Source organism: Rhodoferax sp. MLSD5-FHT05B10 (assembly GCF_058793415.1).
Genome location: NZ_JBXAFT010000007.1, coordinates 45,700 through 64,066 on the forward strand (window position 1 = coordinate 45,700; position 18,367 = coordinate 64,066).

15 protein-coding genes are annotated in these 18,367 nt (G+C 64.9%); 5 read left to right on the forward strand and 10 right to left on the reverse strand.

Annotated elements, in window-relative coordinates; translation table 11 throughout:
* Nucleotide 1: 1 nt before the first annotated feature.
* From AC1Q5W_RS12470 to AC1Q5W_RS12480, 3 genes are read left to right on the forward strand one after another with little or no spacing between them, the layout of a single operon-like run.
* A complete protein-coding gene (locus AC1Q5W_RS12470; RefSeq protein WP_492644932.1) occupies nucleotides 2–1,240 on the forward strand; it encodes a glycosyltransferase family 4 protein in 1,239 nt (412 codons plus the stop codon).
* Nucleotides 1,237–2,181 (forward strand): UDP-glucose 4-epimerase family protein, encoded by a 945-nt coding sequence (locus AC1Q5W_RS12475; RefSeq protein ID WP_492644933.1) that lies wholly within the window; start codon nucleotides 1,237–1,239, stop codon nucleotides 2,179–2,181. Before AC1Q5W_RS12470 ends, AC1Q5W_RS12475 begins: the two co-directional genes overlap by 4 nt.
* The gene (locus tag AC1Q5W_RS12480) at nucleotides 2,178–2,738 is read left to right on the forward strand and encodes a sugar transferase (protein ID WP_492644934.1); all 561 of its coding nucleotides are present in this window, start codon (nucleotides 2,178–2,180) and stop codon (nucleotides 2,736–2,738) included. The genes AC1Q5W_RS12475 and AC1Q5W_RS12480 overlap by 4 nt, the downstream gene beginning before the upstream one ends.
* Nucleotides 2,739–2,792: 54 nt before the next feature.
* On the opposite strand, the gene AC1Q5W_RS12485 is transcribed toward AC1Q5W_RS12480, so the two are convergent.
* On the reverse strand, nucleotides 2,793–3,905 hold the full coding sequence (locus tag AC1Q5W_RS12485; protein WP_492644935.1) for a phospholipase A: 1,113 nt from the start codon (nucleotides 3,903–3,905) through the stop codon (nucleotides 2,793–2,795).
* Nucleotides 3,902–6,064, reverse strand: a complete 2,163-nt coding sequence (locus AC1Q5W_RS12490; RefSeq protein WP_492644936.1) for an ATP-dependent helicase — start codon at nucleotides 6,062–6,064, stop codon at nucleotides 3,902–3,904. The genes AC1Q5W_RS12485 and AC1Q5W_RS12490 overlap by 4 nt, the downstream gene beginning before the upstream one ends.
* A gap of 296 nt (nucleotides 6,065–6,360) precedes the next feature.
* On the opposite strand from AC1Q5W_RS12490, the gene AC1Q5W_RS12495 reads away from it, so the two are divergent.
* On the forward strand, nucleotides 6,361–7,806 hold the full coding sequence (locus tag AC1Q5W_RS12495) for a catalase (RefSeq protein WP_492644937.1): 1,446 nt from the start codon (nucleotides 6,361–6,363) through the stop codon (nucleotides 7,804–7,806).
* Between the two features lie 6 nt (nucleotides 7,807–7,812).
* Here AC1Q5W_RS12495 and priA read toward each other — a convergent pair whose 3' ends face one another.
* The 6 genes from priA to AC1Q5W_RS12525 form a co-directional block, all read right to left on the reverse strand.
* Nucleotides 7,813–9,978 carry a replication restart helicase PriA gene (gene priA / locus AC1Q5W_RS12500; protein WP_492644938.1) on the reverse strand — a complete coding sequence of 722 codons (2,166 nt, stop codon included), beginning with the start codon at nucleotides 9,976–9,978 and terminating at the stop codon, nucleotides 7,813–7,815.
* A gap of 371 nt (nucleotides 9,979–10,349) precedes the next feature.
* Nucleotides 10,350–11,513 (reverse strand): uroporphyrinogen decarboxylase, encoded by a 1,164-nt coding sequence (hemE, locus tag AC1Q5W_RS12505; protein WP_492644939.1) that lies wholly within the window; start codon nucleotides 11,511–11,513, stop codon nucleotides 10,350–10,352.
* A 16-nt stretch (nucleotides 11,514–11,529) separates the two neighbouring features.
* On the reverse strand, nucleotides 11,530–11,991 hold the full coding sequence (locus AC1Q5W_RS12510) for a CoA-binding protein (protein ID WP_492644940.1): 462 nt from the start codon (nucleotides 11,989–11,991) through the stop codon (nucleotides 11,530–11,532).
* A gap of 12 nt (nucleotides 11,992–12,003) precedes the next feature.
* On the reverse strand, nucleotides 12,004–14,283 hold the full coding sequence (locus tag AC1Q5W_RS12515; RefSeq protein WP_492644941.1) for a protein-disulfide reductase DsbD family protein: 2,280 nt from the start codon (nucleotides 14,281–14,283) through the stop codon (nucleotides 12,004–12,006).
* A 332-nt stretch (nucleotides 14,284–14,615) separates the two neighbouring features.
* Entirely contained in the window at nucleotides 14,616–15,194 is a 579-nt protein-coding gene (locus AC1Q5W_RS12520; RefSeq protein WP_492644942.1) for an outer membrane beta-barrel protein, read from the reverse strand.
* Nucleotides 15,195–15,367: 173 nt separating this feature from the next.
* The gene (locus tag AC1Q5W_RS12525; protein ID WP_492644943.1) at nucleotides 15,368–15,700 is read right to left on the reverse strand and encodes a DUF167 domain-containing protein; all 333 of its coding nucleotides are present in this window, start codon (nucleotides 15,698–15,700) and stop codon (nucleotides 15,368–15,370) included.
* Nucleotides 15,701–15,747: 47 nt separating this feature from the next.
* On the opposite strand from AC1Q5W_RS12525, the gene AC1Q5W_RS12530 reads away from it, so the two are divergent.
* Nucleotides 15,748–16,587: a creatininase family protein gene (locus AC1Q5W_RS12530; protein WP_492644944.1), complete on the forward strand. Its 840-nt coding sequence runs from the start codon at nucleotides 15,748–15,750 to the stop codon at nucleotides 16,585–16,587.
* Between the two features lie 46 nt (nucleotides 16,588–16,633).
* Here AC1Q5W_RS12530 and AC1Q5W_RS12535 read toward each other — a convergent pair whose 3' ends face one another.
* A complete protein-coding gene (locus AC1Q5W_RS12535; RefSeq protein ID WP_492644945.1) occupies nucleotides 16,634–16,978 on the reverse strand; it encodes a hypothetical protein in 345 nt (114 codons plus the stop codon).
* A gap of 11 nt (nucleotides 16,979–16,989) precedes the next feature.
* Nucleotides 16,990–18,306: an ammonium transporter gene (locus tag AC1Q5W_RS12540; RefSeq protein ID WP_492644946.1), complete on the reverse strand. Its 1,317-nt coding sequence runs from the start codon at nucleotides 18,304–18,306 to the stop codon at nucleotides 16,990–16,992.
* Nucleotides 18,307–18,367 lie beyond the last annotated feature (61 nt).

Here is an 18,367-nt window from a genome sequence, read left to right on the forward strand (position 1 = left end):
CATGCGTCTGCTTGTCGTCACACAGTATTTCTGGCCAGAAAACTTCAGAATCAACGACTTGGTAGCTGAGTTCTCCCGCAGGGGGCATGCAGTCACGATATTGACCGGCTGGCCGAACTATCCGGACGGTAAGGTGTTTGATGCCTACCGGAAGAACCCTGCACAGTACGCCAGCTTCGAAGGTGCGCGGGTTGTGCGCGTCCCCCTCCTGCCCCGTGGCCGGGGTGGACTGCGCCTGATATCGAACTATCTCTCGTTCGCCCTCACCGCGTCGGTTATTGGCCCGTGGAAGCTGCGCGGGCAGAAGTACGATGCGGTGCTGGTGTATGAGCCGTCCCCGATCACCGTGGGCATACCTGGCGTAGTGTTGCGTGCCATTAAGCGTGCGCCAATGGCGCTATGGGTGCTTGATCTGTGGCCGGAAACACTCTCGGCTGTGGGTATTGTCAAATCGAAGAGGCTCTTGTGGCTGGTCGGCAAACTGGTGGCCTTCATTTACAGGCATTGCGATCTGATCTTGGCGCAATCCAGAAGCTTTATTCCCCAGATCCGTCGTTATGCCGGGGAAGATCGCAGGATCGCGTACTTCCCGAATTGGGCCGAGTCCGTGTTCGACGGCAGTCCCGTCGAGCCAGCAGCTGAGGTTAGTACCGATCCCGACTGCTTCACAGTGATGTTTGCGGGCAATATTGGCGAAGCTCAGGACTTCCCGGCAATTCTGGCTGCTGCAGAGATACTCAGGGACAGCGCCGACATCCGGTGGCTGGTTGTGGGTGACGGCCGCATGGCCAAGTGGGTGGCACGCGAAATCGAAATGCGGAACCTGGGGCGCAATGTCCAGTTGCTGGGGCGTCACCCGCTCGAGCGTATGCCATCCTTCTTTGAGCACGCGGATGCTCTGCTGGTGAGCCTTAAGGACGAGCCCATATTTTCGATGACCATACCCGGCAAGTTGCAGTCCTACTTGGCAACGGGCGTCCCGGTGATTGCCATGCTCAATGGCGAGGGGGCTGAGTTGTTGTCGGGTGCTATGGCAGGGTTGACTTGCGCGGCTGGCGATCACGTCGCTCTGGCGCAGGCGGTCTTGCGGCTTGCAGACCTGGAGAAAACGGAGCGTCAGGCCATGGGCGAGCGTGGCCGGGCGCTGTACTCACGTGAATTTGAACGCCAACTCCTGTTGGATCGACTCGAAGGTTGGCTGCTTGATCTGGCGGCAGAGAAGACGGGGAATCGTCTGTGATATTGCTCACTGGTGCGTCGGGATTTGTAGGAACTGCGTTGCTACGCAGGTTGGCGGGAGATGGACGGGCTGTGAAGGCAGTCTATCGCCATGGCGGTGTCAGCCCGCCAGTGGGTGGGGAGGTTGTCGAGGTTGGAAATTTGGGGTCGATGTCCGACTGGAACAGTGCCTTGGAGTCAGTTGATGCTGTAGTGCACCTGGCTGCCCGCGTGCATGTTATGCATGACACGTCCACGGACCCGTTGATGGCATTTCGAGAAATCAATACCAACGCTACGTTACGGTTAGCGCGGCAGGCCGCAGATCGGGGAGTTCGTCGTTTTGTGTTTCTCAGCAGCGTGAAGGTCCTTGGTGAAAGCGGCATGTTTTCCGGTGCAGACGACCCCGCGCCGCAAGATCCTTACGCCATCTCCAAGCGGGAAGCTGAGGAAGGTTTGCGCGAGATTGCACGGGGTACGGGCATGGAATTGGTGGTGCTGCGTCCCCCCTTGGTCTATGGACCTGGCGTGGGAGCCAATTTTCTACGCTTAATGCGAGCGGTGGATGCGCAAATACCTCTTCCATTTGGGGCAGTTAATAACCGCCGTAGTTTGGTTTTCCTCGGTAACTTGGTAGACGCCATCAGTCTCGTTTTAGACCATCCTCTTGCCGCAGGAAGAACCTTGTTGGTTAGTGATGGCGAGGATGTGTCTACTCCAGAGTTGATTAGGAAAATGGCAGAGGCCTTAAATCGACCGTGCCGTTTACTCCCCGTACCGCCGAACTTCATGCGATTTGCGGGACGGCTTATTGGAAAAGGTAAGGAAGTGGATCGATTGCTGGGCAGTTTGGCTGTGGATATCAGCGCTCTTCAGAGTGAGTTGGGGTGGACACCGCCATATACGATGCAAAGTGGATTGGCGGCGACTGCTCAGTGGTATCGCCGGGAGCACTCCATATGAAGCGTATTTTTGATCTGTCGCTGGCGATTTTCGCGGGCGTGATCTTAATTATTCCGATGACCATCATTGCCTTGGTCGTGCGGTTGACCTCCCCTGGACCGATTTTGTATTGGAGTGATCGTGTTGGTCGAGGTAATCAGCTTTTCAAGATGCCCAAGTTCCGCAGCATGCGTGTCAATACGCCAGCGGTAGCTACACACCTTTTGATGGATCCAGATGCTTATCTGACGCCGGTCGGGTCGTTTCTGCGGAAGACAAGCTTAGATGAGTTGCCTCAGTTATGGAGCATCTTGAAGGGTGACATGAGTTTTGTGGGACCCAGGCCTGCTTTGTTCAATCAGGACGACCTTATCGTATTGCGAACAGAGGTTGCAGTGCACGAACTGTTGCCCGGCTTGACTGGTTGGGCCCAGGTTAACGGACGGGACGAGTTACCGATTCCAGTTAAGGTCCAGCTGGATGCTGAGTATCTGCGGAGACGTTCGCTGTGGTTTGACGTCCGGATTTTGTGGATGACCGTATTAAAGGTTCTGAAACGGGACGGGGTTGCGCATTGAATAGGAAGTCTCCCCATGGGGTGATGAAAGCCCTTGGAGATGGTCGCCGCGCAGCTACCAGTCCAGCAGCGTCAGTCCCATGCTGAGCACGGTGCGCTTGCGGTTGTAATCCAGCAGCGAGTCGCCGTAGCCGCTGAACAGCTCCGTGTGCAGGCGCAGTTCGCTGCGTTCGCTGTTCGTGCTGGCGGAGCCGAGCCGGTGCAGCCAGCCCAGGCGGACCGAGCCGTTCATGTTGGCCTGCAGGGAGTGGCGCACGGTCATGGTCAAGGCGTTGTCGGGGTCGAAGTTCCAGGTGGTGGCGATTTCGGCGCGGCCTACCAGGTCGGCAATGTCGGGGTTGTCGTCGGTGGCGGCGTCTTCGGGCATGCGCTGCCAGACGCTGGCGTTGATCACCCAGCGGTTGCCATATTCCAGCCCTGCCTTCGCAATGACCCGGTTCCAGCTGCGCGAATAGGGCAGGCTCTGGCCGTTGGACTGGTGGTTGGCGCTCAGACCGATGTAGCGCAGGCGCCAGCCCAGGGGCAAGGCACTTTCCAGAGGGAAGATGTAGGTGAGCTCCGGCTCGTGGTCGGTGGAGCGGAATGGGCGCGAGAGGTCGTTGTTGAACAGCTGCCAGTACGACTGCTGGCTGTAGGAAAACCACAGGGAATCCAGCCGGTTGGGGTCGCCGCCCGTGAGCAGACCCTGGGCAATCTTGGTGCGCACCGAGAGCTGCATGCGCGTCTCCTGGGTGTTGTAGGCCGCGTAGGGCGCTGCATGGCCGGCCGTGGGCGAGGAGGGCGCCGTGTTGACGCTGTCCGAGCCGATGACCGACAGGCTGATGGGCTTGTAGCCGCGCAGGCCAAACGTGCCGCAATCGCTGGCGGGCTCCAGTTCCCAGAAACGCGACAGGGGTGTCAGTTGCGGGTTCTTGCAGCCGCTGAAGACCGTGTGGCTGGGCTGCGCCGGGGCGACGGGGGGCTCCGGCGCCGCTGCGGCGGCCACCGTGGCGGCTGGCGCTGGTGCCTGTTCCCCGGCCCAGCGATCGAAGCAGGCCAGTCGCTCGGGTGCGGCGTTCAGGCGGGTGCATGCTTGCCACGCCGCACCCGGTTTCTCAACGCCATTTTGGGCTTCTGCGCCCGTCGATATTGCGCAGATTGCTATCAAAAAAGGAGCTATTGGCTTCATGCCAGACCCGCCTGGGTCTGGGCGGCCGCCGTTTCCTGCGCCTTCTTGGCGAATTCGGCGCGCAGGGCGCGCAGTTTTTCACGCGGGTCTTCCTTGACGGTGGTCTGGTCCAGCCCCATCTCCGCGATGAAGCGGCTGGGCAGGGCGGTCACCATGTCGCGGCCCTTCTTGCGCCGCCGGGTCCAGCTCACGGCCAGGCTGCGCTGGGCGCGGGTGATGCCCACATACATCAGGCGGCGTTCCTCCTGCAGGCGGGTGGCCACGTCGTCATTGGCGGCCTCGTGCGCGCGCTCGGAGCCGCCCGGCGTGTCGGCGCCGTCGTTCAGCTTGAAGGGCAGCATGCCTTCGGTCACCCCCACCAGCAGCACATGCGGCCACTCCAGCCCCTTGGCGGCGTGCAGGGTGGACAGCGTGACCACGTCCTGGTCTTTCTCGCGCTCGCTGATGGTGGAGAGCAGGGCAATGGTCTGCGACACCTCGAGCAGGCTCTTGGTCTCGCGGGCCATGGTGGCACCACCGGCGTCGTCGATCTGGCCGCCGCAGCGCTGGGCCATCCAGTCGCAGAACTCCATCACGTTGGCCCACTTGGCTGCAGCCACCTTCTCGCTGTCTTCGCCGTCGTACAGGTGCTTCTCGTAGCCGATTTCCTTGAGCCATTCGGTGATGAAGGCGCGGGCAGCCTCGGCGCCCTCGGTCTGGCGGGCGCGGTACTGCAGGTCGTTCACGTAACGGCCGAACTCGTGCAGGCTACCCAGTGCCTTGGCCCCCAGGGCGCTACCCAGGGAGGACGAAAACAGGGCTTCAAACAGACTGAGCTTGTACTGGCTGGCATACACCCCCAGCGTGCCCAGCGTCTGGTGGCCGATGCCGCGCTTGGGCGTGGTCACGGCGCGCAGGAACGCCGGGTCGTCGTCGTTGTTGGCCCACAGGCGGAACCAGGCACACAGGTCGCGGATCTCGGCCCGGTCAAAAAAGCTCTGGCCGCCCGACACCTTGTAGGGAATGCCCGCCTTGCGCAGCGCCTTCTCGAACGGCTTGGCCTGGTGGTTGGCCCGGTACAGCACGGCAAAGTGGCGGAAATCCTTGTACTGGGCGCCGGCCTGCGCCAGCGCCCCTTCGGCCCGCAGGCTCTGGATGCGGGCCACGGCGCGCTCGGCTTCGTGTTCTTCGTTGTCGGCATCCACCACGCGCACCGGCTCGCCTTCGCCCAGTTCGCTGAACAGCGTCTTGGGAAAGAGTTTGGGGTTGGGGCCGATCACGTTGTTGGCCGCCCGCAGGATGGCTGAGGTGGAGCGGTAGTTCTGCTCCAGCTTGATGACCTTGAGCGCCGGGAAGTCCACAGGCAGCTTCTTCAGGTTGTCCAGCGTGGCCCCGCGCCAGCCGTAGATGGACTGGTCGTCGTCGCCCACGGCGGTAAAGCGGGCGCTGTCGGCCGGGTTGCCGCCCACCAGCAGCTTGAGCATTTCGTACTGCGTGGCATTGGTGTCCTGGTATTCATCCACCAGGATGTGGCCCATCAGAGCCTGCCACTTCTGTCGGACGTGCGCATGGTCTTGCAGCAGCTTCAGGGGCAGGCTGATCAGGTCGTCAAAGTCCACGCTCTGGTAGGCCGTCAGGCGCTCTTCGTAGCGGGCCATCACGGTGGCGGTGATGCGGGCGTTGTCGTCTTCGGCCAGCGCCAGGGCCTGGGCGGCGTTCAGCCCGGCACTCTTCCAGCCGCTGATGGTCCACTGCCACTGGCGGGCGGTGGCGGCGTCGGTGCTGCCGCCGGCGTCTTTCAGGATGCTGGTGACGTCATCGCTGTCCAGGATGCTGAACTGGGGTTTGAGGCCCAGCGCGTCGCCGTCCTGGCGCAGCATGCGCACGCCCAGCGCGTGGAAGGTGCACACCAGCACATCCTTGGCCGCCTTGCCGATCAGGCCCTTGGCGCGCTCGCGCATTTCTGCGGCCGCCTTGTTGGTGAAGGTGATGGCGGCAATGCGCGGGGCGGGCATGCCCATCTGGATCAGGCGGCCGATCTTGTGCGTGATCACCCGGGTCTTGCCCGAGCCGGCGCCCGCGAGCACCAGGCAGGGGCCGTGCAGGTAGTTGACGGCCTCCTGCTGGGCCAAGTTGAGGCCGTGGTTGACGGGAGAGGCGGGGGAGGAAGGGGCAGACATGCAGACGTTACGGGCAGACAAGCGTGCCATCTTACCGGGTGATGCTCTCCCTATGCCGGCGCAGGGCGATGACCGGCAGGGGTGCTGATTTTGCATGAAGAAATACGGCTGAAGTCCTTGTGCAATATGCGTCGACAGCTATGCAAACGATAGCAAACTGCGGGGCCTTCCTGGCCGGTGCGAAGGGGGAAATGGCTATGACGGCCATTGCCTGGGCCCCATTGCCCTATTTTCCCGCGCGGCTTATCGTGCGCCTGTGTCAAGCCCATCCGTCGGTCCACTCCAGGAGAAATGCCATGCGTAGCAAACCCGTCTGTCCCGCCCTGACCACCGTTGCCGGCGCGCCGGTGGTCGACAACCAGAACATCCTCACTGCCGGCCCGCGCGGCCCGGCGCTGCTGCAGGACGTGTGGCTGCTGGAGAAGTTGGCCCACTTCGACCGCGAGGTCATCCCCGAGCGGCGCATGCACGCCAAGGGGTCCGGCGCGTATGGCACGTTCACCGTGACACACGACATCACACGGTACACGCGTGCCAAGCTGTTCAGCCAGATCGGCAAGACCACCGAGCTGTTTGCCCGCTTTACGACCGTGGCCGGCGAGCGCGGCGCGGCCGATGCCGAGCGCGACATCCGCGGCTTTGCCCTCAAGTTCTATACCGAGGAGGGCAACTGGGACCTGGTGGGCAACAACACGCCGGTCTTCTTCTTCCGCGACCCGCTCAAGTTCCCCGACCTCAACCACGCTGTCAAGCGCGACCCGCGCACCAACCTGCGCAGCGCCACGAACAACTGGGATTTCTGGAGCTCGCTGCCCGAGGCCCTGCACCAGGTGACCATCGTCATGAGCGAGCGCGGCATTCCGGCCAGCTACCGCCACATGCACGGCTTTGGCTCGCACACCTTCAGCTTCATCAACGCGCAGAACGAACGGCACTGGGTCAAGTTCCACTTCCGCACCCAGCAGGGCATCAGGAACCTGAGCGACGCCGAGGCTGAAAGCCTCATCGGCAAGGACCGGGAAAGCCACCAGCGCGACCTGTTCGACAGCATCGAAAAAGGCGACTTCCCGAAATGGACGATGTACGTGCAGGTCATGCCGGAGAAGGACGCCTCCAAGGTGCCCTACCACCCCTTCGACCTGACCAAGGTCTGGCCGCACAAGGACTACCCGCTGCAGGAGGTGGGCTACTTTGCGCTCAACCGCAATCCGGAGAACTTCTTTGCCGAAGTGGAACAGTCGGCCTTCAACCCGGCGCAGGTGGTGCCCGGCATCGGCTTCTCGCCCGACAAGATGCTGCAGGCGCGGCTGTTTTCCTATGGGGATGCCCAACGCTACCGCCTGGGCGTGAACCACCACCAGATCCCCGTGAACGCGCCGCGCTGCCCCGTGCACAGCTTCCACCGCGACGGCGCCATGCGCGTGGACGGCAACCACGGCGGCACGCTGGCCTACGAGCCCAACAGCGCGGGTCAGTGGGCCGAGCAGCCCGATTTCCGCGAGCCGCCGCTGTCGCTGGAGGGCGTGGCCGACCACTGGAACCACCGCGAGGACGCCGATTACTACTCGCAGCCCGGCGCCCTGTTTCGCCTGATGAGCCCGGCGCAGCGCCAGGTGCTGTTCGACAACACGGCGCGCGCCATGGGGGATGCGCCCACGGCCATCAAGGAGCGCCACATTGCCAACTGCAGTCTGGCCGATCCGGCCTACGGCGCGGGCGTGCGCAAGGCGCTGGGGCTGTAGCGCCGTTCAGATGGCCAGCGGGTCGACGTCGATGGCCCAGCGGATCAGGCCCTTGCCCTGCGGCCCCTGGCGCGTGGCGTGCAGCACCGATTGCCAGCCGCTCAAGAAACGCTGCAGCGCGGCGCGCGAAGGGCTTTCCACCAGCATCTGGGCCCGCTCGACATTGGCCACGCGCTGGATGGTCATGGGCACGGCCGGGTACAGCGTCACCTGCTCCAGCACGTCGGCCCAGCCCGGCCACTGCGCCATGTCGCTGTGGGCGGCGGCGCTGGCTGTCGTCAGGAACCCCTGTGCGACGTCCTGCGTGCGGGCCTCGGCCCGCACCAGGGCCTGCGCGCTGAAGGGCGGCAGGCCGGCCTGCTCGCGCTCTTTGAGCTGCGCCTGGGCAAACGCCGGGTAGTCGTGCTGCTTGAGCGCGGCGTACAGCGGGTGCGCGGGCTGGAAGGTCTGGATCCACATTTCGCTGCGTTCCCCCAGCGCCGCATCGCGTCCGGCGCGCCCGCTGGCCTGCATCAGCAGGGAAAACAGGCGCTCGGGCGCCCTAAAGTCGCTGGAGAACAGCGCGCCGTCCGGGTTGACAGCCGCCACCAGCGTGATGCGGCGAAAGTCGTGGCCCTTGGCAATCATCTGCGTGCCCACCAGCACGTCCACATCGCCGGCGTGCACGGCGGCCAGCTGGCTCTGCAGCTCGCCCTTGAGGCGCGTGGTGTCGGCGTCGATGCGGGCCACCCGCACCGGCTCGCCGGCGGGGAATTCGGCGCTGACGGAGTTCGGCCGGCGCACATCGGCCAGCAGTTCGGCCAGGTGCTCTTCCAGCCGTTCGGTGCCGCGGCCCAGCGGCGCAATGTCGGGGTTGCCACAACCGGGGCAGGCGCGGGGCACGCGTTCGGTGAAGCCGCAGTGGTGGCAGCGCAGGGTGCGGTCGATCTTGTGGAACACCCGGAAGGCGCTGCAGTGCGGGCATTCGCTTTTCCAGCCGCAGTCGGCGCAGTGCAGCACCGGGGCGTAACCGCGCCGGTTCAGGAACACCATGCACTGTTCGCCGCGTGCCACGCGCTCCTTGATGGCCTCCAGCAGCGGGATGGAGAACACCGCGTGACGGTGCTGGTGGTTCATGTCCACCCGGCGCACCAGCGGCAGGCCGGCCGGGCTGCCGGCTGCCGTGCCCACGCGGCTGGGCATGTGCAGGCGCAGGTAGCGCCCGCCTTCGCTGGCGGGGCGGCTCTGGTGCCAGCTCTCCAGCGAGGGCGTGGCCGAGCCCAGCAGCACCTTGGCGTTTTCCAGCCGCCCGCGGTACACCGCCAGGTCGCGCGCCGAGTAGCGTGCGCCTTCGCTGCTCTTGTAGCTGGGGTCGTGTTCCTCGTCCACCACGATCAGGCCCAGGTGCGGCAGGGAGGCAAATACCGCCATGCGCGTGCCCAGCACAATGCGCGCGGAGCCGTTGTGCGCGGCCAGCCAGCTTTTCAGGCGCTGCGGGTTGGTCATGCCGCTGTGCAGGGACACTACGGCGTCGTCGCCGTAGACGGGTGCAAAGCGCTCCCTGAAGCGGGCCTCCAGCTGGGGCGTCAGGTTGATCTCGGGCACCATCACCAGCGCCTGGGCCTGGGGGTTGCCTTCCAGCAGGGTCTGCACGCAGTGCAGATAGACCTCGGTCTTGCCGCTGCCGGTGGCGCCAAAGAGCAGGAACGGCCCGGCGTGCGACTGGATCTGGGTGACGACGGCCTGCTGTTCCGGCGTCAGGGCCGGGGCGGTGCCTGCCGTGCGGGCCGCGTCGGTGGGTGCCGGTGCTGGCTGGGCCGCACGTCGTTTCAGGCGCCGTTGCACCTGCGCCGGTGAGAGTCCGCGCAACTGGGGGGGCAGCGCCGCCAATGCCACTTCGCCCAGGGAACGCTGGTAATACTGGGCCGTAAATGTAAGCAGTTGTTGCCAGGTGGCGCTCAGGGGGGCAATGCCGTCCAGCGCTCCTGCCACCGCACGAATCTTGTCCGGGTCCAGCTCGCCGGTGGCCTGGGCGGCATCACCGTCCCACACCACGCCGAGGGTCTCACGCTGCCCCAGGGGTACGCGCACCAGGGTTCCGGGCGGAAGTGCCAGCTCACTTCGATAGCTCAGGACGGACCCCAGCGCCGCGTGGGCCGGGGTCTGGACCAGGATGCAAAGCCAGTGGGTCATGGGCTGGAAAGTTCTGCCACAGGGTGGGATGGGGGGCAAAAAGCCACTTGGCGCGGAATGTTGAGAAAAGTCTGCGAAACAGGGCTTAAGTGCTTGATTTAAAAGCGGTTTACACCAAATTCAGAGTTTCTGTGGATAACTTTGTTGATATCTCGTCGTGGTGGCCGCCGAAGCCTTGAAAATCAAGGCTTTCGCTGGAATGCCCACAAAAAAAGCAAAGTTTTAAATCCTTATAAATCAATAACTTAGCTTCGCTATCGGTTTTATAGCGGCTATCCCCCATTTGGGGGATGCCGCAGGATTCGAGGGACCATTTTTGTGCATAAGTGCAACAGCAGCGTCAGAAATGGGCGAAAAAAATGGTAAGCACTTCAGGCGCGCAGGGCGCGGGAGTGTGCGTGCACGGCTTCCACCAGGGCCGCCACATGCTCGGGCGAGGTGTGCTGGCTGATGCCGTGCCCGAGGTTGAAAATGTGCGTGGGGCCGGTGCCCTTGCCTTGGTACGGGGTGCCAAAGCTGTCGAGCACCTTGGCGGCTTCGGCCGCAATCTGGGTCGGCTGCGCGAATAGCACGTTGGGGTCCAGGTTGCCTTGCAGGGCCTTGCCGGGGCCGTTTTCCACGCCGCCCACCAAGGCGCGGGCGCGGGCCAGGTTGACCGTCCAGTCCAGGCCCAGCACGTCGCAGTCCAGCGCCGCCATCTCCTGCAGCCACAAGCCCCCGCCTTTGGTGAATACGATGCGGGGAATGGTCTCGCCCAAGGGGCCTGTGCGCTTGAGCTGGGCCAGCACGCGGGCGGTATAGACCAGGCTGAACTCCTGGAAGGCGCCGTCGGCCAGCACACCGCCCCAGCTGTCAAAAACCATCACGGCTTGGGCGCCGGCATCGATCTGGGCGTTCAGGTAGGCCGCCACGGAATCGGCGTTGATGGCCAGGATGCGGTGCATCAGGTCGGGGCGGCTGTAGAGCATGGTCTTGACCAGGCGGTAGTCGTCGGAACCGGCGCCCTCCACCATGTAGCAGGCCAGGGTCCAGGGGCTGCCCGAGAAGCCGATCAGTGGCACGCGGCCCTTGCCGTCCTGCGTGAGCGCCGTGCGGATGGAGGAGACGGCGTCAAACACGTACTGCAGCTTGGCCATGTCGGGCACGGCCAGCTTGGCCACGGCGGCTTCGTCGCGCACCGGGCTGGCAAAGCGCGGGCCCTCACCCTGGGCAAAGGACAGCCCCAGGCCCATGGCATCGGGCACGGTGAGGATGTCGCTGAACAAAATGGCGGCGTCCAGCGGGTAGCGGTCCAGCGGCTGCAGCGTCACTTCGGTGGCGTAGTCGCGGTTGGTGGCCAGTCCCATGAAGCTGCCGGCCTTGGCGCGGGTGGCGCGGTACTCGGGCAGGAAGCGTCCGGCCTGGCGCATCATCCACATGGGGGTGTGGTCCGTGGCTCGGCGCAGGCAGGCCTGCAGAAACGTGGCGTTGTGCAGACGGGAAAAAGTGGGGTCTTGGGCAGCTGCGCTGCCGGGGGCGTTGTGCGGTGCGTTCATGCCCCCATTGTCGCAGCTAGCGGGGGCTGTTTGGTGCGCCCTGGCGCAGGTGCCGTGCGTGCTCCACCATCAGGCACTTGTTTTGCACCACCATCAGCCCGGCAGCGCGGGCCTGGGCGGCGGCTTCCTCGTGCGCAATGCCCAGTTGCAGCCACACCGCGCGGGCACCAATGGCGATGGCGTCGGCCACCACGGGCGGCACGTCGGCGCTGTTGCGAAATACGTTGACCAGTTCAATGCGGTGGTGGCGTGCGGCTTCCTCCAGGCTGGGGTAGGCGGTTTCCCCCAGGATGGTGCCGGCATTGGGATTGACGGGAACGATGCGCCAGCCCTGGGTCTGCATGTACTGGGCCACTTCATGGCTGTCGCGGTGCGGCTTGGGCGACAGGCCAACCACGGCCACGGTGCGGCACTGCTCCAGGATGGTGGTCATGGCGTCTGGCGGGGTGCCAGCGGCGGGGGCGGGGCTGGGATGCATGGCAGAGGTCTCCTAGAGCTGGGCCAGCGCGGCGCGCAGTTCCTGTGGATTGAGGATTTCGGAAAACACCACGGCGGGCCGTCCGGGGGGGTACAGCACGTACACCGGCACGCCGCTGCGGCCCAGGTCTTCCAGGGCCCGGGTAATGGCCGGGTCACGCCGGGTCCAGTCGGCGCGCAGCAGGGTGACCTGGTGTGCCTGCATGTCGGCCAGGACCTCGCTGTTGGCCAGGGTGGTCTTTTTGTTGTACTGGCAGGTTATGCACCAGGCCGCGGTGAAATCCACGAACACGGCGCGGCCGGCGGCCCGTTCTGCCTCCACCCGCCCGGGCGCCCAGGCCTGCCAGCTTGCGCCCGCCGGGGCGTCGGCCACAGCACCGTTGGCCCCTCCTTCCTGACGCAGAATGTTGGGGCCGATGGTCGCCGCCAATGCGGCGCCGACAGCGATCGAAATCAGAGCAAAGATCCAGCGGCTGCGTCCCTGCAGACCCAGTGACCAGACCAGCAGGCCCAGCCCCAGCAGCAGGACCAGCAGGCTGCCGGCGCCGTCGATGCCACTGAGGTGGCCCATGATCCATACCAGCCAGGCCACGGTGGCCAGCATGGGAAACGCCATGAAGCGGCGCAGGGCGTTCATCCAGGCGCCGGGCCGGGGCAGCCAGCGCCCCAGGCCGGGCACCCAGCTGGCGGCCAGAAAGGGCAGGGCCAGCCCCAAGCCCAGTGCGGCAAAAATGCCCAGTGCCTGCCCCGCGGGCAGGGCGATGGCGAAGCCCAGCGAAGCCCCCATGAAGGGCGCCGTGCAGGGGGAGGCGATGGCCACGGCCAGCACGCCAGACAAAAAGGCATCCACCATGGGGTGGCGCGCTTGCAGGGACGCCAGCCGGTGGGGCAGCAGATGGCCGACTTCGAATACGCCGGCGAGGTTCAGGCTGATCAGGGTGAACAGGGCGGCCAGCAGGGCGACGACGGCGGGGGACTGCAATTGAAAGCCCCAGCCCAGCTGTTCCCCGCTGGCGCGCAGGCCGAGCATGAGGCCGCCCAGCGCCAGGAAGGAGAGCACGACCCCCAGGGTGTACGCCAGCCCCTGCAGGCGCTGCGAGGCGCGGTTGTGGCGGGCATGCTGCGCAAAGCCCAGCACCTTGATAGCCAGCACCGGCAACACGCAAGGCATCAGGTTCAGGATCAGGCCGCCCAGTACGGCGGCGGCCAGCGCCAGCCCCCAGGTACCCCAGCCGCTGTCCGAACGGGTCGGAGCCGCTTGCGACTGCGCGTTGCGGTCCAGCGCGGCCTGCAGCGCCGGCGAGACCGTGGCCGGAGCGGCCAGCGCCGGCCAGGTACCGCTGACCGGGGCCACGATGCGCAGGCTCTGCGTGCCCAGCGTCAGTACCAGCGGCAGGGCGTCGGGGCTGCTGTCACGCTGGGCCGACAGGGGCAGCTGGGCGGACCAGGTACCTTGATTCCAGGCCTGCGTTCCCGCCTGCTGCGCAGTGCCGCTGGGCCGCACGGCATCGCTGGCCTGCGGTGTTGCCACCGGTTCGGCCACATTGATGGGCTCGGGGAACACCTGCAGGGCCCGGCCGTGCCAGGCAGCCGGCAGGCCGGAAACGGAGACCGTCAGGGCGTTGCCGGTCACCGTGGCCTGGGCGGCGCCCGCCAGGGTGCGTGGGCGGGACTGGAGTGCGCGCTCAAAGTCGCTCCCGTGGGCGGCCGTGGAGCCCCGCACGGGCACGCGCAGCATGAATGTGCCTTCCTGGGGAATGCACTCCAGCCGGCACACCAGCCAGGAGGCCGTCAGCCGGATCTCCAGTTCGCCCGATGCCGGTGGCTGGAAGGCTGGGGTGACCGTGAACGCAACGGGCAGCAGCACCGTTTCCTCGTAGCCAAAGTTGGCCAGATTGCCGATCGGAATGCGTTTGGGTGTGGGCCAGTCGATGTCCCCCGCGGTGACGCCAGCCGGCAGCGTCCACTGCAGGGTGGTGGGCAGGCCGGAGTCGCCGGGGTTTTTCCAGTAGGTGTGCCAGTGCGGCTGGTGGGCCAGTTGCAACCCCAGCCAGAGGGGCTTGCCCGCTCCCACGCCGTCGGGGGCATGGGCAACCAGCTCGGCCCGTACCTGTTCGGTCTGCACGATCGCGCCGGCCGACTCGGGTTGGGCTGGGTTCTTGGAGAACAATTGGGCTGTTGCCCCCGTCCATACTGCGCAGATAGCTATGAAAAAAAGAGCATTGCGCAGCAGCGCCGCGATCCGTGGCCCGCGCGACAGGGCGGGGTGGAGAGGGGTGAACAGGAAAGTCATTGCCAATTGGGAGCCCCGTGCCAGCGTAAAAGTTCCGTTGCCATTGAACAACGGTCGATGCCGCATTGTGGCATTGCGCTGATCTGGGTCGTCTTTTGTGGCCGACGGTTTCCAGAGCGGGCCGGGTCCACCGGTATAAAGACGGCTGGTAGCCTGTGACTGACCGGCCTGTCAGGCGAACATTGACGCGCAGATCGCCAAGGTGCAGGACGCGATGGACAAGCTCAAGAACATGCCGGTGCTGGGGTTCGGCGTCAGCTATTCGTTCTGAGCCCCGCCGGCTTCCAAAAAAATGCCCACTTTGGTGGGCATTTTTGCTGGGGGAGAGACGGTCAGAACTTGTAGCCGAATCCCAGTGAGAACACGTTGGCGCTGTTCTTGTAGGTTACGCCCGCCTTGGTCTTGTTGTCGTAGGTGTTGGCGTCATAGCCCACCTGGAAGTACATGTTCTTGTCGATGAACGAGCGCAGGCCCAAGCCGTAGCCAATGCCGCTGATCGACTCGGAGCTTTCCGTGGCTCCCGTATTACTGACCGCACTGGCGGACAGGCCGGAAACCTTGCCATACACCAGCATGGAATCGGACAGGGCGAAGCCCGGCACGATGTCAAACGAGGCGGCATCCTTGATGCTGAAATTGGTCGCGCCCACGGTTCCGGCGCTGCGGCTGCCGGCACGGTAGTTGACACCCAGGCCCAGCACAAACTGGTTCCCCATGGGGATGCTGTATTGCGCCTCCAGTCCCAGCCCGCCGACCGTGCTGCTGTCCGAACTGGTTCCGACTACCTCGGCGGTCGATCGGGACGAATCAGCGATCAGGGCCAGACTGAACCCTTCAAAATTCCGGGCCTGCGCAAAGGCCACAGGCGTGGCGAGCAGGGCCGAAGCGGCGATCAAAACAATACGTTTCATAAGGCACTCCTTGAAAAACGGGCACTTCACAGCAAACGGTGACCGCGCCTCCGTGCGTCGGGTAACGCAGGCCGGTGCGAACGCCATTGAACGGATGATTTCAGTATAGGTACTGGAACGGTTATGGCAAGTTGCGAAAACGCAAGCCCCTACCCACTGCGGGGAACACCGGCTTAGGAGGCGTCCGGCGTGCCCTGCAGGAAGACTGCAGGCAGTTTCTTGGGGGCCTTGATGCGTAGCTGCTTGTTGACGTTCTCCTGGCCAAAGACCACCGTGATGTCGGCCACCGCCACGCCGAACAGGGGGGCCAGGAAGCGCACCATGTGGTCGGTTGCCTTGCCGCCCTTGGGCGCCGCGGTGACGCTGATCTTGAGCTGGGTGCCCTTGGGCTTGCCGATGGCGTCCTTGCTGGCCGAAGGTTTGCCCAGGACGTTGACGACCAGGGTGTCGCCCTCCCAGGCGAAGAAGGAGTCGCCGGTGGCGTTGCGGGGGCGTGCGGTGGACATGCGGCAATGATACGGGTGGGGGCCGGTCTAGGCCCTAAGATAGCGCCATGAGCAACCCATCCCGATATTGGGCCGACTGGAGCACCCACGACTTCGCACAGTGCCAGGCCCGAGGCGCCCTTGAATCGACCATTGCCGTGCTGCCTGTGGCCGCCACGGAGCAGCATGGTCCGCACCTGCCGCTGCGGGTGGATACAGCCCTGGTGGATGGCGTGGTGGCCGCGGCGCTGGCGCACCTGGGCGCCGATGTGCCGGCCCTGTTCTTGCCCACCCAGGCGGTGGGCCTGAGCCCGGAGCACGCGCAGTTCCCTGGCACGTTGACGCTGAAAGCCGAAACGACCATCCGTCTGTGGACCGACATCGGCGAGAGCGTGGCGGCCAGCGGCGTGAAGAAGCTGGTGCTGCTCAACGCCCACGGCGGCCAAGTGGGGGTGATGGACATCGTGGCGCGTGACCTGCGTGCCCGTCTGGGCATGCTGGTGTACAGCGTCAACTGGTTTGGCCTGCCGCTGCTGGGGCCGCAGGGGGACGACGTGAACGCCCTGTTCAGCGCGCACGAACACCGCTTTGGCATCCACGCGGGGGACATCGAAACGTCCATGATGCTGGCGCTGGCGCCCCACCAGGTGGACATGGCGCGGGCGGAAAATTTTGCCTCGACCTCCGAAGACCGGGCCCGGCGTTTCCCTATTCTGGGCAACGGCAAGAGCGCCAAACTGGGTTGGCAAATGCAGGACTACAACCCGGCCGGTGCCGTGGGCAACGCCGCGGTGGCCACGGCCGACAAGGGCCGCGCCGTGCTGGATGCCGCGGGGCGGGCACTGGCGCAACTGCTGGCGGAAATCCACCAGTTGCCCGGGGGCTTGCTAAAGAACGTGCCGCGCTAAATTCCTGGTCTGGAGATTGGCATGCAGCGCGGGTGGCCGGAGCCCGCTAGCGAATACCGCGGACGTAGCGAACCTCGGCAGGGTTGCCCGGATCAGTCTTGGCGGGTGGGCTTGCCGTGTTTGCATCCGTTGAGGGCCTTGCCGTAACGAGGAGTTTTTCTGCCATGGTGGCTGCCGGGAGGGTGGGCGCCATTGCGGCTTCCAGCTTGGCGGCCCATTCGCCCAGGTCCACGTGTCCGTCATGCTTGGCGCTGGCACGTGCGAAGCGAACGATCTCCGCCGCGTACTCGGCATTGCCAGCCATCCACTCGGTGTCGGTTACGCGGCCGGTTTTACGGCGCAACAGCACGTGCAGGTGGGCGGCAATGGCCATTTTTTCGCTGGGCAGCATGGTGCTCTCCTTCAGGTTCCCATTTGCTCGCGATGCTGGGAAATGTCCAGCCCGGTGGCCTCGGAGGCATCATCCACACGCAAGCCGACAATCACTTTGGTCACACCCAGCAGCACGGCGCTCATGGTGGCGCTGTACAGCAGCACTGCGACCACTCCCAGCAGTTGAATGCCCACGTCACCTGTGACGCCCGAGAGGGTTTTGTTGGCCAGCAGCCCGGTCATCAGGGCCCCCACGATGCCACCAATGCCATGCACGCCAAACACATCCAGGGAATCGTCGGCGTTGAGCAGGCGTTTGAGTTCGGTTGCGCCCCAGTAACAGGCCAGGCCAGCCACGGTGCCGATCAGCAAGGCCGAGGCGGGTGTGACGAAGCCGGCCGCTGGTGTGATGGCGACCAACCCCGCAACCAAGCCTGAGCTCAGACCCAGCAGGGACGGGCGCCTGCGCACAATCCACTCACCCAGCATCCAGGCAATGGCGCCTGCTGCCGCGGCAATGTGCGTGACGGCCATGGCCAGCCCCGCGCGGCCATCCGCGGCGACGGCGGACCCGGCGTTGAAGCCAAACCACCCCACCCATAGCAGGCCCGCGCCCGCCATGGTGAGCCCCAGGTTGAACGGTTTGAAGGGCTCCTGGCCATAGCCCTTGCGGGGGCCGAGCACGTAGGCACAGACCAGGCCGGACACGCCAGCGTTGATGTGGACGACTGCGCCGCCGGCAAAATCCAGCACTCCCATTCGGGCCAGCCAGCCACCCGGCTCCCAAACCCAATGGGCCACCGGCGCATACACGGCGATGGACCACATGCCAAGAAACCACAGCATGGCGGAGAAGCGCATGCGCTCGACCAGGGCGCCCACGATCAGTGCGGCCGTGATGACGGCGAACGTGAGCTGGAACATGGCATATACCGACTCCGGCACATTGGGGGCTACGTGGCTCACTGCCACTTTGCCGGCCTCTTTCAGGTAATCCAGTCCGCTGAACCACAGCCGGCTACCGTCACCCAGCCATGCGTTGCCCGGCGTGAAGGCTATGGAGTAGCCCACGGCAAACCACAGCAGGCTGACCAGCGCGGCCGCCGCCACGATGCTGGCCATGGTGTTGAGCACATTCTTCCTGCGCACCATGCCGCCGTAAAACAGCGCGATGCCGGGCAGCGTCATCAACAGCACCAGGGCGGTGCTGGTCATCATCCAGGCGGTGTCTGCGGCATTCAGGCTGTCCTGTGCCACCAGGCCAGGGCGGGTGGACGTCTGTCCCCAGGCGGCCAGACTGAGGCCCAGAGCGCATACCAGGAGCCATTGGGGTCTGATTCGGTGCATCTTGTTCCTTTTATGACTTACATCCAGTCCTAAAAGCACAAGGCGTGCCACCTAGGGGCGG

What these genes read in the sequence shown, in the direction of transcription:
- AC1Q5W_RS12495 (WP_492644937.1), top strand. Translation starts at nt 6,361, where the DNA reads ATGCGTAGCAAACCCGTCTGTCCCGCCCTGACCACCGTTGCCGGCGCG.
- AC1Q5W_RS12470 (WP_492644932.1), top strand. Translation starts at nt 2, where the DNA reads ATGCGTCTGCTTGTCGTCACACAGTATTTCTGGCCAGAAAACTTCAGA.
- AC1Q5W_RS12510 (WP_492644940.1), bottom strand. Translation starts at nt 11,991, where the DNA reads ATGCATCCCAGCCCCGCCCCCGCCGCTGGCACCCCGCCAGACGCCATG.
- AC1Q5W_RS12530 (WP_492644944.1), top strand. Translation starts at nt 15,748, where the DNA reads ATGAGCAACCCATCCCGATATTGGGCCGACTGGAGCACCCACGACTTC.
- AC1Q5W_RS12485 (WP_492644935.1), bottom strand. Translation starts at nt 3,905, where the DNA reads ATGAAGCCAATAGCTCCTTTTTTGATAGCAATCTGCGCAATATCGACG.
- AC1Q5W_RS12525 (WP_492644943.1), bottom strand. Translation starts at nt 15,700, where the DNA reads ATGTCCACCGCACGCCCCCGCAACGCCACCGGCGACTCCTTCTTCGCC.
- hemE (WP_492644939.1), bottom strand. Translation starts at nt 11,513, where the DNA reads ATGAACGCACCGCACAACGCCCCCGGCAGCGCAGCTGCCCAAGACCCC.
- AC1Q5W_RS12515 (WP_492644941.1), bottom strand. Translation starts at nt 14,283, where the DNA reads ATGACTTTCCTGTTCACCCCTCTCCACCCCGCCCTGTCGCGCGGGCCA.
- AC1Q5W_RS12535 (WP_492644945.1), bottom strand. Translation starts at nt 16,978, where the DNA reads ATGCTGCCCAGCGAAAAAATGGCCATTGCCGCCCACCTGCACGTGCTG.
- AC1Q5W_RS12540 (WP_492644946.1), bottom strand. Translation starts at nt 18,306, where the DNA reads ATGCACCGAATCAGACCCCAATGGCTCCTGGTATGCGCTCTGGGCCTC.
- AC1Q5W_RS12490 (WP_492644936.1), bottom strand. Translation starts at nt 6,064, where the DNA reads ATGTCTGCCCCTTCCTCCCCCGCCTCTCCCGTCAACCACGGCCTCAAC.
- AC1Q5W_RS12520 (WP_492644942.1), bottom strand. Translation starts at nt 15,194, where the DNA reads ATGAAACGTATTGTTTTGATCGCCGCTTCGGCCCTGCTCGCCACGCCT.
- priA (WP_492644938.1), bottom strand. Translation starts at nt 9,978, where the DNA reads ATGACCCACTGGCTTTGCATCCTGGTCCAGACCCCGGCCCACGCGGCG.
- AC1Q5W_RS12480 (WP_492644934.1), top strand. Translation starts at nt 2,178, where the DNA reads ATGAAGCGTATTTTTGATCTGTCGCTGGCGATTTTCGCGGGCGTGATC.